16 protein-coding genes are annotated in these 14,635 nt (G+C 64.7%); 2 read left to right on the forward strand and 14 right to left on the reverse strand.

The features are described from left to right. The first annotated feature begins 80 nt into the window (after positions 1 to 80). Positions 81 to 686, forward strand: a complete 606-nt coding sequence (locus QTL98_RS11205) for a superoxide dismutase (RefSeq protein WP_445678573.1) — start codon at positions 81 to 83, stop codon at positions 684 to 686. 77 nt (positions 687 to 763) lie between these two features. Here the strand turns inward: QTL98_RS11205 and QTL98_RS11210 are convergent, their stop codons facing one another. From QTL98_RS11210 to yajC, 4 genes are all read right to left on the reverse strand, one after another. Beyond that, entirely contained in the window at positions 764 to 1,138 is a 375-nt protein-coding gene (locus QTL98_RS11210) for an Mth938-like domain-containing protein (RefSeq protein WP_445678574.1), read from the reverse strand. A gap of 108 nt (positions 1,139 to 1,246) precedes the next feature. Next, positions 1,247 to 2,191, reverse strand: coding sequence for a protein translocase subunit SecF (gene secF, locus QTL98_RS11215; protein ID WP_445678575.1), 945 nt, complete (start codon positions 2,189 to 2,191; stop codon positions 1,247 to 1,249). Between the two features lie 24 nt (positions 2,192 to 2,215). Next, positions 2,216 to 3,793: a protein translocase subunit SecD gene (secD, locus tag QTL98_RS11220; protein WP_445678576.1), complete on the reverse strand. Its 1,578-nt coding sequence runs from the start codon at positions 3,791 to 3,793 to the stop codon at positions 2,216 to 2,218. Positions 3,794 to 3,871: 78 nt separating this feature from the next. Continuing rightward, the gene (yajC, locus tag QTL98_RS11225) at positions 3,872 to 4,300 is read right to left on the reverse strand and encodes a preprotein translocase subunit YajC (RefSeq protein ID WP_445678577.1); all 429 of its coding nucleotides are present in this window, start codon (positions 4,298 to 4,300) and stop codon (positions 3,872 to 3,874) included. A 248-nt stretch (positions 4,301 to 4,548) separates the two neighbouring features. On the opposite strand from yajC, the gene QTL98_RS11230 reads away from it, so the two are divergent. After that, complete coding sequence (locus QTL98_RS11230) at positions 4,549 to 5,463, forward strand: ATP-binding protein (protein ID WP_445678578.1); 915 nt, start codon at positions 4,549 to 4,551, stop codon at positions 5,461 to 5,463. A gap of 54 nt (positions 5,464 to 5,517) precedes the next feature. Here QTL98_RS11230 and QTL98_RS11235 read toward each other — a convergent pair whose 3' ends face one another. The 10 genes from QTL98_RS11235 to QTL98_RS11280 all read right to left on the reverse strand — a co-directional run bounded on the left by QTL98_RS11235 (position 5,518) and on the right by QTL98_RS11280 (position 14,589). Then, positions 5,518 to 6,765: a peptidoglycan DD-metalloendopeptidase family protein gene (locus QTL98_RS11235; RefSeq protein WP_445678579.1), complete on the reverse strand. Its 1,248-nt coding sequence runs from the start codon at positions 6,763 to 6,765 to the stop codon at positions 5,518 to 5,520. Then, complete coding sequence (locus tag QTL98_RS11240) at positions 6,762 to 7,433, reverse strand: protein-L-isoaspartate(D-aspartate) O-methyltransferase (RefSeq protein WP_445678580.1); 672 nt, start codon at positions 7,431 to 7,433, stop codon at positions 6,762 to 6,764. Before QTL98_RS11240 ends, QTL98_RS11235 begins: the two co-directional genes overlap by 4 nt. A gap of 33 nt (positions 7,434 to 7,466) precedes the next feature. Beyond that, positions 7,467 to 8,744, reverse strand: a complete 1,278-nt coding sequence (serS, locus tag QTL98_RS11245) for a serine--tRNA ligase (protein ID WP_445678581.1) — start codon at positions 8,742 to 8,744, stop codon at positions 7,467 to 7,469. Positions 8,745 to 8,896: 152 nt separating this feature from the next. Beyond that, positions 8,897 to 9,700, reverse strand: coding sequence for a twin-arginine translocase subunit TatC (gene tatC / locus QTL98_RS11250; RefSeq protein WP_510637478.1), 804 nt, complete (start codon positions 9,698 to 9,700; stop codon positions 8,897 to 8,899). Further along, a complete protein-coding gene (tatB, locus tag QTL98_RS11255; protein WP_445678582.1) occupies positions 9,697 to 10,350 on the reverse strand; it encodes a Sec-independent protein translocase protein TatB in 654 nt (217 codons plus the stop codon). Before tatB ends, tatC begins: the two co-directional genes overlap by 4 nt. Before the next feature lie 116 nt (positions 10,351 to 10,466). Continuing rightward, on the reverse strand, positions 10,467 to 10,661 hold the full coding sequence (locus tag QTL98_RS11260; RefSeq protein WP_445678583.1) for a twin-arginine translocase TatA/TatE family subunit: 195 nt from the start codon (positions 10,659 to 10,661) through the stop codon (positions 10,467 to 10,469). A 203-nt stretch (positions 10,662 to 10,864) separates the two neighbouring features. Further along, positions 10,865 to 11,524: an SMC-Scp complex subunit ScpB gene (scpB, locus tag QTL98_RS11265; protein WP_445678584.1), complete on the reverse strand. Its 660-nt coding sequence runs from the start codon at positions 11,522 to 11,524 to the stop codon at positions 10,865 to 10,867. After that, positions 11,517 to 12,326 (reverse strand): segregation and condensation protein A, encoded by an 810-nt coding sequence (locus QTL98_RS11270; RefSeq protein ID WP_445678585.1) that lies wholly within the window; start codon positions 12,324 to 12,326, stop codon positions 11,517 to 11,519. The genes scpB and QTL98_RS11270 overlap by 8 nt, the downstream gene beginning before the upstream one ends. A gap of 11 nt (positions 12,327 to 12,337) precedes the next feature. Beyond that, positions 12,338 to 13,393: a beta-N-acetylhexosaminidase gene (nagZ, locus tag QTL98_RS11275; RefSeq protein WP_445678586.1), complete on the reverse strand. Its 1,056-nt coding sequence runs from the start codon at positions 13,391 to 13,393 to the stop codon at positions 12,338 to 12,340. Continuing rightward, positions 13,393 to 14,589, reverse strand: a complete 1,197-nt coding sequence (locus QTL98_RS11280; protein ID WP_445678587.1) for an SPOR domain-containing protein — start codon at positions 14,587 to 14,589, stop codon at positions 13,393 to 13,395. Before QTL98_RS11280 ends, nagZ begins: the two co-directional genes overlap by 1 nt. Positions 14,590 to 14,635 lie beyond the last annotated feature (46 nt).

The following is a 14,635-nucleotide window of genomic DNA, read 5'->3' on the forward strand; positions in this document are numbered from 1 at the left end:
TGCGCGGGGAGCGCGCGGGCCACGCGGCGCCCCTTCCGGGATGCAAGGCCGCGCACAACATACCTAATGGGGATTTTCCGATGGCGTTCGAACTAGCACCGCTTCCTTATGCCCATGATGCTCTGGAGCCGGTTATGGGGCGCGAGACCCTGGAGCTGCACCACGGCAAGCACCATCAGGCCTACGTCACCAAGCTCAACGAGCTGATCGCGGGCACGCCGCTGGAAGGCAAGTCTCTGGAAGAGATCGTGAAGGCCAGCTCCGGCGATCCGGCCAAGCAGGGCATCTTCAACCAGGCCGGCCAGCACTGGAACCACATCGAATTCTGGCAGATGATGAAGCCGAAGGGTGGCGGCGCCATCCCGGGCGAGCTCGAGAAGAAGATTGTTGCCGATTTCGGCAGCGTCGATGCTTTCAAGGAGCAGTTCGTGGCCGCCGGTGTCGGCCAGTTCGGCAGCGGCTGGTGCTGGCTGGTTGTCGGTGCTGACGGCAAGCTCGCCTGCACTAAGACAGCCAATGCGGACAACCCGCTCGCCCATGGCCAGCATGCCCTGCTCGGCTGCGACGTGTGGGAGCACAGCTACTATCTCGACCACCGCAACCGTCGTCCGGACTACATCAAGGCCTTCCTCGACAAGCTGGTGAACTGGGAATATGTGGCCAAGCGCTTCGCTGCCGCTTCCTGATCGCTTCTTGCGGTAATGGAAAAGGGCGCTTCCCTTGCGGGAGGCGCCCTTTTCTTTTCAGCCGATACCGGTGAAGCCTAGACGGCGATCAGCGCAGCCGCCACGCGCCGGTCTTCGCTCAGCAGCACGTTGAAAGTGCGGCAGGCGGCGCCGGTATCCATCGGCTCGATGCCGATGCCGCGCGCCCGGAAGGCCTCCTTCAACGCCTTCGGCACCATCTCCATGCGTTGTCCGCAACCCAGCAGCATCACCTCGACGCCGCTGTCGGCAGCCAGCACGGCGGCCAGTGCCTCGGCATCGATGTCGGAGACACGGCTTGCCGTCAGCGGAAGGACGGTATCGCGGGTTACGATGAGCGAGCCCTCGTAGCGATCCGCGGAGACCCGAAAGCCCCCGTCGCCATAACCATGGATGACCTTGCCATCACCGACCGGGGCGAGATTGAGATCCATCTGGTCCTCCTTTGGCCCGTACCCGGCAGGTACCGGCCCTTAAAAACAATGCAGCCGGCCCGTTGGACGGCGCCGGCTGCAAAGGCTGGTTTATGTCAGTGTCGACAATCAGGCGTCGCCGGCAGTTGCCTTCTCGGCCGACTTGTCGGTAGCGCCTTCCGGCGTGCGACGCGGCGGCATGTAGAGCAGCAGCGCGGTCGCCACGAAGATCGACGAGTAGGTACCGACCAGAACGCCGACGGTCATCGCCACCGAGAAGCCGCGCAGCACATCGCCGCCGAAGACCAGCAGGCAGAGCAGCGTCAGGATCACGGTCATGCTGGTCATGATCGAGCGCGCCAGCATCTGGTTGTTGGCATCGTTGATCAGGATGTCGAGCCGCTTCTTGCGGTACTTGCGCAGGTCGTCACGGGTGCGGTCGAACACCACGACCGTGTCGTTGATGGAATAACCGGCAACGGTCAGCACGGCGGCCACCGTCGTCAGGTTGAACTCCATCTGCGTGAGCGAGAAGAGGCCGAGCACGGCGACGCAGTCATGCAGCAGCGCCACGATGGCGGCGACGGCATACTGCCACTCAAAGCGGAACCACACGTAGGCCATGATGCCCAGCACGGCGAGCGTAACGGCCAGGATGCCGTCATGCTTCAGCTGATCACCAACCTGCGGACCAACAAACTCGGTACGACGGTATTCGATGCCGTCGCCGAGGCTCTGCTTGACCGCATTGATAGCAGCGGCCTGGGCGGCCTCGTCGCCTTCCTGCTTCTTGATGCGGATCATCACCTCGTCGGGCGCACCGAATTGCTGCAGGCTGACCTCACCGAGGCCGAGGCTGTCGAGCTTGCCACGCATGTCGGCCATGTCGGCCGGGCCGGAGGTCTTGACCTCCATCAGCGTGCCGCCCTCAAAATCGATGCCGAAATTGAGACCACGCGTCGCCAGCGAGCCGAAGGACACCACCACGATCAGGAACGAGATCGCGAAGGTGATGTGGCGCCAGCCGATGAAATTGAAGCGGGTGTTGTCGGGGATCCAGCGAATAGGACGCATGATCTGTTACCTGCCTTCCCGCCTTTAAAGGTTGATGATCTTGGGCCGCGCGGAGCGGACCCAGAAGACGATCACCAGGCGGGTGATCATGATGGCACTGAACATCGAGGTCAGGATGCCGATGGCCAGTGTGACGGCGAAACCGCGCACCGAGCCGGAGCCGAGACCGTAAAGCAGGGCCGCAGCGATCAGCGTGGTGAGGTTGCTGTCGGTGATGGTGCCGATGGCACGGTTGAAGCCGGCATCGATTGAACCGACCACCCCTCGCCCGCCTTTATATTCCTCGCGAATACGCTCGAAGATCAGCACGTTGGCGTCGACCGCCATGCCCATCGTCAGCACGATACCGGCGATACCCGGCAGCGTGAGCGTGGCGCCGAGCAGCGACAGGGCCGCCAGCAGCATGACGATGTTGGCGACCAGCGCGATGTTGGCATAGACGCCGAAGCGGCCATAGCTCAGGACCATGAACACGACCACGACCGCAAGGCCGATCCCGCTGGCGATTTCACCGGCGGCGATGCTGTCCGCACCAAGGCCGGGGCCGACGGTACGCTCTTCCAGCACCGTCAGCGGAGCCGGCAGGGCGCCGGCGCGCAGCAGCAGGGCAAGGTCATTGGCTTCCTGGACGCTAAAGCTGCCCGAGATCACGCCGCTGCCACCGGTGATGGCGGACTGGATAACCGGGGCGCTCACCACCTTGTCATCAAGCACGATGGCCAGCTGGTGGCCAATATTGTCGCGGGTCACATCGCCGAAGCGGCGGGCACCGATGCTGTCGAACTTGAAGTTGACGACTGGACGGCCGGACTGCTGGTCGAAGCTCGGCTGCGCATCGGTCAGCGTGTCACCGCTGACGACGGGGCGGCGCGAGACCACATAAAGCGGCGGGCCCTTCAGGTTGTTGGGGGCAGCCGGCATGACACGGAAGCCGGCAGGCACCGAGCCGCCACGCGGGTTGGCCGTCTCGTTGACGAGATGGAAACCGAGCTTGGCGGTCTGGCCCAGCAGACGCTTGATATGTTCCGGATTGCCGACGCCCGGCAGCTGCACCAGCACGCGGTCGATGCCCTGCTGCTGGATCAGCGGCTCACGGGTGCCGCTTTCGTCGATACGGCGACGGATGATTTCAATGGACTGGGCGACAGCAGACGTCGCGCGATCCTTGTAGGCCTTCTCGCTCAGCTGGGCGCTGACGGTCGCGCCATCCAGCGTTACCACGAGGTTCTGGTCGATGCTGGCAACGGCGTCACGCGCGGCCGCGGCCTGCGCCTCGTCACGCACGTCAAAGCTCAGCACGCCGTCCTTGGTCGCGAGGTTGCTGTAGCCGATATCCGCCTTGCGCAGGTCGCTGCGCGCACTGTCGGCCACGCCATCCAGATATTCATTAACGACGGCCTTCACCTCGACGCCCAGCAGCAGATGCGAGCCGCCCTGGAGGTCAAGGCCGAGGCTGATCTTGTGCAGCGGCATCCAGGACGGAAGTCCCTGGGCCCACTTGTCGAGCTTGTCCTGCGGGATAAGGTTCGGCGCGGCATAAAGCGCGCTCAGCACCACCACACACAGAACGAGGATAATCTTCCAGCGGGCGTAATAGACCATGAGTGTCGCCGTTTATTCTTGATCGGAACCGCCGGGCGCACCCGTTGGCGCGTCCGGCAGCTTATAGGCGGATAAGGATCAGGACTTCTCGGTCGAAGAGGTCTCTGCGTCGTCGCTCGTCTCGGCCGGAGCTTCGTCCTCGGCCTTTTCCTTGGCGGCCTTGCTGCCCTTGGCAGAGACCGGCTCGGGCTTGGACAGAACGGCGGTAACGGTGGAGCGCAGCACCTTGACGCGCACGCCTTCAGCGATCTCGACGCTGATTTCATCATCCTTGTCGATGACGCGGGTAACGGTGCCGATGATGCCACCGCCGGTCACGACGCGGTCACCGCGACGCAGGTTGGAGAGCAGCGCACGGTGCTCCTTGGCCTTCTTCTGCTGCGGACGGATGAGCAGGAAGTAGAAGACGATGAAGATCAGAACGAGCGGTGCAAACTGCATGAGAGCGCCCGCGCCGCCCGGTGCAGCCGCACCCGCCGCCTGAGCGTAAGCCGGTGAAATGAACATGTATGCCTCTCCCTTGGCGACCGCCCGTCGGCCGGGCCGGCCCCGCCCCCCTCCAGAAAGGGACGTCTTGAAAGAACTTCCGCCCTGCCCCAAGAAGGAAGCGTTCGGCGGAAAATGAGTCGGGCGACTATAACTAGCTCGCCCGGATTAGCAATGGCCCCGCATCACGGCGTGTTTCTCACTGCCTTTTCAGCGCGGCCCCTGCACCTTTTCTGTCGGGCTCAGGAAACGAGCTTAAAGAAAGTCTCATGAGCGACCTTCCCATCTCCTCCATCGCCGACGCTCTTGCCACCTCGCTGACCGCGGACGGTCCGCTGGCAGGAACGCTTGAGCGCATAGCATCCGCGCTTGAACGTCTGGCCCCGCCGCCGGCCAAAGATCCCGACCTTGAAGCGGCCGATGCCTTTGTCTGGCATCCGGCAGATAATGAGCTTCACGCCGTCGTCAAGGTCTCCCGCATCCCGTTGGCACTTCTTAAGGGCGTGGAGCGGCAGGTCGACATTCTTTATGCCAATACGGAGCGCTTCGCGCGCGGTCTGCCAGCCAACAATGCGCTGCTGTGGGGGGCGCGCGGCATGGGCAAGTCGTCCATGGTCAAGGCGATCCATGCGGACATTCTGGCGAAGGCGCCGGGGAGCCTGGTGCTGGTTGAAATCCACCGCGAGGACATCCCGACCCTGCCCCGGCTGCTCGCCGCAATCCGGCGCTCCGACCGCCGCGTGATCCTTTACTGCGACGATCTGTCCTTCGACCAGCAGGACGACACCTACAAGTCATTGAAGGCGGTGCTGGAAGGCGGCCTCGAGGGCCGGCCGGAGAATGTCCTTTTCTACGCAACCTCCAACCGGCGCCACCTGATGCCGCGCGACATGATCGAGAACGAGCGCTCCAGCGCCATCAATCCGGATGAGGCTGTGCAGGAAAAGGTCTCTCTTTCCGACCGCTTCGGGCTCTGGCTCGGCTTCCACCAGTGCGACCAGGACACTTTCATCGAGATGATCCGGGGTTACTGCCGCCAGTACGGGCTCGATATCGCCGGCGACGCCCTGCATGCCGAAGCGGTGGAATGGAGCCGCACGCGCGGTTCGCGCTCCGGCCGTGTGGCCTGGCAATATATCCAGGACCTCGCCGGACGCCTCGGCAAGCCGCTCTCGGCAGGCTGATGGACCGGACGCCGGGTGAAAAGCAACGGGCGCCACAGGGCGCCCGTTGTTGTTTCAACTCAGATATTTCTGTGGATCGACCGCACCGTCGCTGGTGCGCACCTGGAAGTGAACCTGCGGTTTGTCGACATCGCCGCTGGAGCCGACGGTGGCGATGGTCTGCCCGCGGGCGACCTTGGACCCGCGCTCGACCAGCAGCTTGTCTGCATGGGCATAGGCCGTGACCCAACCATTGGCATGGCGGATCAGCACCAGATTGCCAAAGGCCTGCAGCCCGTTGCCGGCATAGACGACGACGCCGGCCTCAGCCGCCCGGATCGCCGCGCCGCGCGGGGCTGCGATATTGATGCCGTCATTGCGCAGCCCACCGTCCTTGGGGCCGAAGGTGGCAATGACGCGGCCATCAACCGGCCACATGAGATCAAGTTTTGCCGACGGGTCGATCTTCTGTGCCGGTGGCGCGGGCGCCACCACCTTTTGCGGTGCTGGCGGAGTGACCTGTGCAGGCGCTGCCGGAGACGCAGCAGCAGGAGCGGAAACCGGCTCGGCAGCGCCGGCAGCGGGCCGTGACGATGGTACGGGCGGCGGCGCCACCTCGCCGACACTGGCCGTCGCCATCGGTTCAGCATCGGCTCCGGCGGCGTTGTCGCTGGCAATGGCAGGCTGTGGCGGCGGGACGACGCGCGCCGGTGCTGGCAACGCTGTTGAGGTAACCGGCGGCAATTCTTCCTGGGTTACCTGCCGCGATGGCACTGCGGGCGGCGGCGTGATGCCGGCAACGCGCACCGGTTCCAGTGGCAAGCTGTTCTCCGCCACCTGCCGCTGCGGCACATCGCTGGTGGCCGGCAGGCGCAGCTGTTGACCGATCAGGATGACATAGGGTGACGGCAGATCATTGAGACGGGCGAGATCGGCCGACGCGATGCCGAAGCGAGCCGCGACATTGGTGACGGTATCGCCGCGCTGGACGGTGTAGTAACGCCCGGCGGGCACACGCAGAACCTGACCGCTGCGGATCGCATAAGGCGGCATCAGCCCGTTGGCATCGATGATGTCACGCAGCGGCACGTCGAGCCGGCGCGAAATCTTCCACAGCGTATCGCCAGGCTGCACCGTCACCTGCGACGGCAGGTTGGCCGTCAGCGGCTGCTGCGGCGGCATCTGGGAAACAGACGTTGCCGGCCGGGCGACCATCGTCTGCCCCGGCAGGGTGAACTGGGCAAAAGGCGAAACGCAGCCCGACAGAAGCGCGCCGGCTGCAAGCAGCGCTCCCCGACTTTTCAGGGGAACCGGACGGATCACAGGCTGGGCACTTCCTCGGCCTGCGCTTCGCCGGGGACCAGCGGAACGAATTTCACCGGCCACATCTCCTCGCGCTCGAGGCCGTTGCGGGTCTTGCGGAGCTTGACGAGTTTCTGGCCCCGCACGCCGTTTTCATCGGTGATCGTCAACGGCGCCATCATGATGCCGCCAAGCGCCAGCTGCTTCAGCAGCTCGGGCGGCGGATCTTCACCGGCAGCAGCGGTCAGGATCATGCGGTCGAAATTGTCCTGCCCCGGCCAGCCGAGCGACCCGTCGCCGGCGCGGGCGGTTATATTGTCGATCGCCAGTGCCTGGAAACGCTCCTTGGCGACCTTCAGCAGCGGCTTGTGCCGCTCGATTGTCCAGATGCGCGCCACAAGGCAGGAAAGCACAGCGGCCTGATAACCCGAACCGGTGCCGACTTCCAGCACGCGGTGGGTCGGCCCCAGTTCCAGCTCCTGCGTCATCTTGGCGACGACCAGCGGCTGGCTGATGGTCTGGCCATGGCCGATGGGCAGGGCACTGTCTTCATAGGCACGGTGAAGAAAATGCTCGGGCAGGAAAGCCTCGCGCGGCACACGCTCGATTGCCGAAAGCACGCGCGTATCGGTGATGCCCGATTTGCGCAGATGCATCACCAGCCGGATCTTGCGCGCCTCAATGCTCACGAAGCGATCCTCTTGTGCCCGAGCCGCATTGCCTCAGCCCTCGGCGCGCGCAATGCGCTCGAGCCCACCCATATAGGGCCGCAGCACCTCCGGAATGACGATGCTGCCATCGGGCTGCTGGTAATTTTCCAGCACGGCCACCAGCGTACGGCCAACGGCAAGGCCAGAGCCATTCAGCGTGTGGACGAACTGGGTCGACTTGTCGCCGGCAGCCTTGAAGCGCGCCTTCATGCGACGGGCCTGGAAATCGCCGCAGTTCGAGCAGCTGGAGATTTCGCGATAACGCCCCTGCCCCGGCAGCCAGACCTCAAGATCATAGGTCTTGCGCGCACCGAAGCCCATGTCGCCGGTGCACAGCAGCAGGCGGCGGTAGGGCAGGTTCAGCTTCTGCAGAATAGCCTCGGCGCAGCCGGTCATACGCTCCAGTTCGGCATCCGAGGTTTCCGGCGTGGTGATGCTGACCATCTCCACCTTGTAGAACTGGTGCTGGCGGATCATGCCGGTGGTGTCGCGTCCGGCAGAACCTGCTTCGGAGCGGAAACACGGCGTCCACGCCGTCACGCGCATCGGCAGTTCAGCCGGGTCGACGATGCTGTCGGCCACAAGGTTGGTGAGCACCACTTCCGCCGTCGGCACCAGATAATGGTCGCTGGTGGTGCGGAAGAGATCTTCGGCGAATTTCGGCAGCTGGCCGGTCCCGTAGAGGGCCGTATCGCGCACCAGAACCGGCGGCGAAACTTCGGTATAACCGTGCTCTTCGGTCTGGGTGTCGATCATGAACTGCGCAAGCGCACGCTCAAGGCGTGCCAGCTTGCTGCGCAGGATGACGAAGCGCGACCCGGACATCTTCGCTGCGGTGGCAAAGTCCATCATGCCGAGCGCTTCGCCGAGCTCGAAATGTTCCTTCGCATTCTCGATGGTTGGCGGCGTGCCCCAGCGCGAGATCTCGACATTGTCGTTCTCGTCGGCGCCATCGGGCACCTCGGCGGACGGCAGGTTCGGCAACACGGCGAGCGCGTCGTCCTGCTCCTGCGTCAACTCGCGGCTCTGCTCTTCCAGCTGCTGCATCTCGTCCTTGAGCGCAGCCACCTCGTCCATCAGCGCCTGCGCATCACCGCCGGTACGCTTCAACTGGCCGATTTCGCGCGAGGCGTCATTGCGGCGCTGCTGGATTTCCTGCAGGCGGGTCTGCACGGAACGACGCTTTTCATCCACGGCCAGAATGCTCTCGGACAGCGGCGGAAGCCCGCGGCGGGCAAGGCCATTGTCGAACTGTGCCGGTTCGCGGCGGATAAAAGCGAGATCGTGCATATCGTGCCTGTAAGATGAGAACAAAACGCGACTCTCAGGGTCGCAGTTATAACGGCTAACACCCTTTTCAATCCAGCCCCCGCGACCCCATGCACCGCCTTTTTGACAAAGGCGGTGCATGGATGATGCGCTATCGGGGCTGCAGGGCAGGATCAGGAGAGGTCGGCGTCCTGCTCGGCTTCACGCGCGGCGCGTTTCTTCTCGATGCGCCTCGCGATGAAGATCGAGATTTCGTAGAGCCCCAGCAGCGGAATGGCGAGCCCGACCTGGCTCAGCACATCGGGCGGGGTGATGACTGCGGCGAGCGCAAAGATGGCCACAATGGCGTATTTGCGCTTGCTGGAGAGCATGGCGGCAGAGACGATGCCGGCACGCGCCAGCAGGCCAAGGGCGACCGGAAGCTGGAACGCCAGACCAAAGGCGAAGATGAGCTTCATCGACAGGTCGAGATACTCACCCACCCGCTGCTCCAGCGAAACGGCCGGGCCGACGCCCGCCAGCGCCGTGGTCTGGAAGCTGGTGAAGAAATGCCAGGCCGCCGGAAAGATGAAGTAATAGGCCATCGCCCCGCCAAGGAAGAACAGGAACGGCGTGGCAATGAGGAATGGCAGGAAGGCGTGGCGCTCGTTTTTATAGAGGCCGGGCGCCATGAACATGTAGATCTGCGAGGCAATGATCGGAAACGACAGGAACGCCGCGGCGAAAAAGCCGATCTGCAGATAAGTGAAAAAGGCTTCCGTCAGGCCGGTATAGATCAGGCGCTGATCCGGCCCGATGATCTTGTAGAGCGGATCGACCAGGAAGGCGAAGATGCGCTCGGCAAAGAAATAACAGACCACGAAAGCGATACCGAAGGCGATCAGCGAGATCACCAGCCGGTTGCGCAATTCGACGAGATGCTCAATGAGCGTCATCGTTCCCTGCTCGGGAAGCTCATCCGGGGTTTCGCTGCTCACGATTCAGTGCTCTTGCTGGAAACGTCGGGTTTGGCGGCAGTCTTGCGCGGCGCCTTGGGGGCCGCAGCTTTGGGCTTTGCCGGACTGGATGCCTTGGCGGCGAACGTCTTCCGGGCCGGTGCTGGAGCAGCGGCCTCGCCGGCTTCTGCCTTCTTCTTCGCGCTTGCCCGGGGCTTTGCCACCTTGTCGGCAGTTGCGGACAGGTCAGCCGTTTCGGCAACCTTCGGTGTCCGGCTGCGACGCGGCTTCGGCGTAGCCTCTCCTGCCGGGATCTCTGCCGGAGCACTGGTGCCCGCGGCTTCGGCAGCCGCTGCAACGGCGGCGTCTGCTCCCGGAACTTCAGCAGCGCTTACCGAGGCCGGTTCTGACTGGCCGGGCGCAGAAGGTTTGCCCCCGATGTCACCCACCATCTTGCCGATTTCGGCACGCGGGTCGAAACGGCGGATTTTCTTGAGATCTTCATTCGCCTCGGCGAGGTCGGCCTCTTCCATCATCCGGTCGACGGTGCGCTGGAAGTCGGTGGCGACGCTGCGGGCGCGACGCACCCATTTGCCGGCGGTGTGAAGCGCGCGGGGCAGATCCTTGGGGCCGATGACCACAAGGGCAACTCCCGCCACAACGAGGAGTTCGGACCATCCGATGTCGAGCATGCAAGGCTTCGGCGTCTGGCGCCGCCTTCAATCAGGAAAACGAACCGCAACAGGCATGGCTGCCCGGCATGACAGGCAGGGGGCCTTGCAGCCTCCCGCCCTGCCCGCCCAGGTCTTTAGCCCTGGGTGTTGTCCTTGTCGGCCTGACGGGTCACGGTGCGCTGCGCGTCGCTGTCTTCGTCAGACATGCCCTTCTTGAAGGACTTGATGCCCTTGGCAACGTCGCCCATCACGTTGGGCAGCTTACCGGCACCGAAGACCAGCAGCACAATGACCAGCAGAACAATCAGATGCCACAAGCTGAGACCCATAACTCGTCTACTCCAGAACCAAACGGGGCCTTGAACCGCTGATAGAGTGAAGGTTTCCCTTACGCTCCAGCGCCGGGGCCGGTTTAACAGATGCCTCGCGCCGGGTATTTTCTTGAGCGCTTAACCGATGCGGGCGGGATCATGGCAGAAACACTTCGGTGCCGCAATGCCGCCTGCCGTCGCGAGGCGGCACGCCATGGTCGTCAATAAAGCGGCTCCGCTTCATCGTCCGCTTCTTGCCCGTCCACCTCGTCCGGCGCGCTCTCATCCTCAAGGCCAAGCCCCGGAATAACGAGCGCCGCCGGGCGCTTGTCGAGCAGGCCGGCAGCCTTCAACTCATCGACACCCGGCAGGCTATCGAGCCCTTCGAGCCCGAACTGGATGAGAAAGGCTTCGGTGGTGAGCCAGGTGACCGGCCGGCCCGGCGTCTGCCGCCTCGGACCGGGTTTGATCCAGCCGGTATCAAGCAGCACGTCAAGCGTGCCACGACTGGTGGCCACCCCGCGCAGGTTTTCGATCTCGGCCCGCGTAATGGGCTGGTGATAGGCGATGATGGCCAGCACTTCGAGTGCGGCCCGGGAGAGCTTGCGCTGCTCGAACGCCTGCAGGCGCAGCGCCGTTGCCAGATCCGGCGCGGTGCGGAAGAGCCAGCCGCCAGCGACATGCCAGACTTCAATGCCGCGGCCGGCATAACGCTGGCGCAGGGCTTCCATCAGCCGGGCAAGATCGACATGCTCGCCGAACCGTTCTGCAAGCTCCGCATCGCTTACCGGTTTATCGGCGCTGAACAGCAGCGCTTCTGCCAGCCGCAGATGTTCTTCCGAAATGCCGCGTTGCTGTGGAAGGTCGAGCCCTTCAAGCATCGGCCGCCTCCCGGCCGGATCCGGCGCGCAGATAGATCGGCGCAAAGGCGCTGTCCTGCCGGATTTCGAAAACGCCGTCCCGCACCAGTTCCAGCGCGGCAAGGAAGGTCGAGGCCGTCACGGAGCGCCGCCCCAGTTCCTCGCGGGGACCGGAGGGGTAAAAATCCGTGAGCGAACTCCAGCCGGAGCTCACCCCCAGCATGGCGCGCAGCCTCTCCAGCGCCTGCTCGACGGACCAGAGCGCCTCCATGAGCGGCGGCGGGCTGTAGTCATTATTGAGTGTACCGCGCCGGGCGATGTCGCCATAAGCGCGCAGCAGCTCCGCCAACGTCGCTTCGTATCGTTCGACCTTTTCCGGGGCAATGCCCTCGGGATTTGCGCGCAGCAGATAGTCCCGGCCGAGTTGGGGCCGGGCTCTCAGCTTTTCGCCGGCCTGCTGCATGGCCTGCAGGCGTCGTAGCTGGAAAGCCAGCGCCTCGGCCAGCTCGGATCCGGAGGGTTCTTCCTCCGCTTCCGGTTGCGGCAACAGCAGGCGGGATTTGAGGAAGGTGAGCCAGGCGGCCATGACCAGATAGTCGGCGGCGATCTCCAGCCGGAGCCCCCGGGCCTGCTCAATGAAGGAGAGATACTGCTCGGCAAGCTCCAGAATGGAAATCTGGGCAAGATCCACCTTCTGCTCGCGTGCCAGCGTCAGCAGCAGGTCGATCGGCCCGTCAAAACCATCAAGGGAAAGGGCCAGCGTTTCGCCGGCGCTCGCGGGCGCTCTGTCCTCGAAAGAAAGGTCCGGGAGGACGCCGTCCATGGTGCCGCCCCCTAGGCAGCAAGCGCCAGCAGGTGCTGGCGACGTTCGGCAAGGCTGGCAAGTGCGGCGACATCGCTCACTCCCCCACCGCCGGAAAGGGCGACCCGCAGGGCTTCGGCGCGCTGTGCCCGGGCCCAGGCGGCATCACTGATCGGCTCGACACCGGCCATGAACTCACGCATCTCGTCCATCTTGCCATTGCAGTGGAGCGCGATGTCACAGCCGGCCAGCAGCGCGGCATGGGCCTTGTGCGCCGGCTCGCCGCCGATGGCGCCCATGCAAAGATCATCGCTGACCAGGAGGCCGGTAAAACCGAGGCGACCGCGTACACGGTCGACCAGCACCGGGCGCGACAGCGTCGCCGGCGCCCTGTTGTCCAGTGCGGGATAGACGATATGCGCCGTCATGCCCCAGGGCACATCGGCAAGGCGGCGAAACGGCAGGCCGTCGGTGCTGTAGAGCGTGTCGGCATCCGCATCGACCACCGGCAGCGACAGATGGCTGTCGACACGCGAGCGCCCGTGCCCGGGCAGATGCTTCAGGACCGGAATGATACCGCTGGCAAGGCAGGTCGCCGCAGAGATCCGGGCCAGTCTGGCCACAACGGCGGGATCGCCGGAAAAGGCGCGGTCGCCGATCACCTTGTCGGCATCGTCCGCGCGCACATCGGCCATCGGAATGCAGTTGACGGTAATGCCGGCAGCGCGCAGTTCGGCGCTGATAAGGCCGACATGCAGGCGAAGGGCTTCGATCCCCTCCTGCGGCGACCTTTCATAGAGTGCGCCGATCAAACCCGGCGCCGGATGGGGCCGCCAGTGCGGCGGGCGCAGCCGTGCCACCCGCCCGCCTTCCTGATCGATCATCACCGGGGCATTGGGACGGCCAACAGCGCCGCGCAGCTCTTCAACCAGCGTGCGCAACTGCTCCGGGTTTTCGACATTCCGACCGAACAGGATGAAGCCGAATGGCCGGGCTCGGGCGAAGAAGGAGCGTTCCTCCTCGGTAATCGCCGGGCCCGAGCATCCGAAAATTGCCGCACGGGGGCGCATCATCCTGCGGGCCGTCATCAGCGCTTGACCACCAGGCAGCCCTGCCCTTGCCCCTTCAGCGAGGTGCAAAGCTTGTCGGCGGATTCCTTGCCCATATTGCCGGCCTGGACCCGGTAATAGGTCCCCTTTCCGGGAATGTCCGCCTTCACTACCGTGTGGGTGATGCCGTTCAGATCAGCCGCGTACTTGCCCGAAATACGCGACCATTCCTGTTCGGCAACCTTGGAGGACGGAACCGATGCCAGCTGGATACCCCAGCCGCTGCCCGTCGGTGCGGCTGGAGCGGCCTTGGCTGCCGGTGCGGCTACCTTCGGCGGTGTAACCGCCTTCGGCGCTGCCACCGGGGTACTTGTTACCTGAGGGGCCTGCGTGGCCGGTACGGATGCAGTCGGCGGCGGCGTCAGGGCAACAGGAGTGCCAGGCGCCGGTGCCGCCGGAGCGGGCTGCGAAACGGCGGCTGGCGGAACCGGCTGAGGCACGGGTGCCGGAGCGACTGGCTGCGCCGCGGCCATCTGGGCGGGGACCGGCGGTGCGATGATATTCTGCGTCGTACCGGCCGGCGGCGCCGGCAACGCGGCGGCGCTGGTTGCAGCCTGACCGGCGGCGACATTCGCCGGCGTGTCCGGCTCGCCCTCTTCCTCTCCCATCGGAGTTGCAGAGGCGTCGTCGCCAGCGGCAAACAGGTCTACCGGCTCTTCCGTGCGGGGGCGCAGATTGACGTCCTGCTGCTCCGCCTGGGTGCCCGGCTTCATCACGCCATAGGCGGAAATGTCCTGGTTCGGCACCACCATGCCGCCCGGCTCGGCCGGCTTCACCTTGGTCGGCCCGATCTGTGCGGTAATGACTGGTGGCGCGCCGTCCTGGCCGGAGCGGACCCCCGCCGTGTAGGCGTACCAGACGATGCCGACAAAAATGGCAACAACGGCAACCCCGGCCACGCCCATCAGCAGGGTGCGCCGGCCCGTACCGCCGCGTACCTGGTCGTCATCATCGAAATCATAGAAGGATTCGTCCGGGCCGGCAGGTCCGGAGGGGCCGCCGGGCGGCACGCTGAAGCCGGGCGCAGGCTGCCGTTCGGCGCCAGTGTAGGAAGGCTGTTCCGCAGTGTTGCCAGCAGCAGGTCCTGCCGCCGGCCCGGCAGCCGAGCCCAGAGAGCCCGGGCCAGCATAAGGTCCGTACGGCCGGCCAGCCGTCAGATCGTCTTTGTCAGTCATTAGTCCCCGTTACCCTGATCAAGGGTTGACGCCGGTCGTTCCTGCC

Source organism: Radicibacter daui, from assembly GCA_030657355.1.
Classification (GTDB): domain Bacteria; phylum Pseudomonadota; class Alphaproteobacteria; order Radicibacterales; family Radicibacteraceae; genus Radicibacter; species Radicibacter daui.

What these genes read in the sequence shown, in the direction of transcription:
- QTL98_RS11205 (WP_445678573.1), top strand. Translation starts at nt 81, where the DNA reads ATGGCGTTCGAACTAGCACCGCTTCCTTATGCCCATGATGCTCTGGAG.
- QTL98_RS11210 (WP_445678574.1), bottom strand. Translation starts at nt 1,138, where the DNA reads ATGGATCTCAATCTCGCCCCGGTCGGTGATGGCAAGGTCATCCATGGT.
- secF (WP_445678575.1), bottom strand. Translation starts at nt 2,191, where the DNA reads ATGCGTCCTATTCGCTGGATCCCCGACAACACCCGCTTCAATTTCATC.
- secD (WP_445678576.1), bottom strand. Translation starts at nt 3,793, where the DNA reads ATGGTCTATTACGCCCGCTGGAAGATTATCCTCGTTCTGTGTGTGGTG.
- yajC (WP_445678577.1), bottom strand. Translation starts at nt 4,300, where the DNA reads ATGTTCATTTCACCGGCTTACGCTCAGGCGGCGGGTGCGGCTGCACCG.
- QTL98_RS11230 (WP_445678578.1), top strand. Translation starts at nt 4,549, where the DNA reads ATGAGCGACCTTCCCATCTCCTCCATCGCCGACGCTCTTGCCACCTCG.
- serS (WP_445678581.1), bottom strand. Translation starts at nt 8,744, where the DNA reads ATGCACGATCTCGCTTTTATCCGCCGCGAACCGGCACAGTTCGACAAT.
- tatB (WP_445678582.1), bottom strand. Translation starts at nt 10,350, where the DNA reads ATGCTCGACATCGGATGGTCCGAACTCCTCGTTGTGGCGGGAGTTGCC.
- QTL98_RS11260 (WP_445678583.1), bottom strand. Translation starts at nt 10,661, where the DNA reads ATGGGTCTCAGCTTGTGGCATCTGATTGTTCTGCTGGTCATTGTGCTG.
- scpB (WP_445678584.1), bottom strand. Translation starts at nt 11,524, where the DNA reads ATGCTTGAAGGGCTCGACCTTCCACAGCAACGCGGCATTTCGGAAGAA.
- QTL98_RS11270 (WP_445678585.1), bottom strand. Translation starts at nt 12,326, where the DNA reads ATGGACGGCGTCCTCCCGGACCTTTCTTTCGAGGACAGAGCGCCCGCG.
- nagZ (WP_445678586.1), bottom strand. Translation starts at nt 13,393, where the DNA reads ATGACGGCCCGCAGGATGATGCGCCCCCGTGCGGCAATTTTCGGATGC.
- QTL98_RS11280 (WP_445678587.1), bottom strand. Translation starts at nt 14,589, where the DNA reads ATGACTGACAAAGACGATCTGACGGCTGGCCGGCCGTACGGACCTTAT.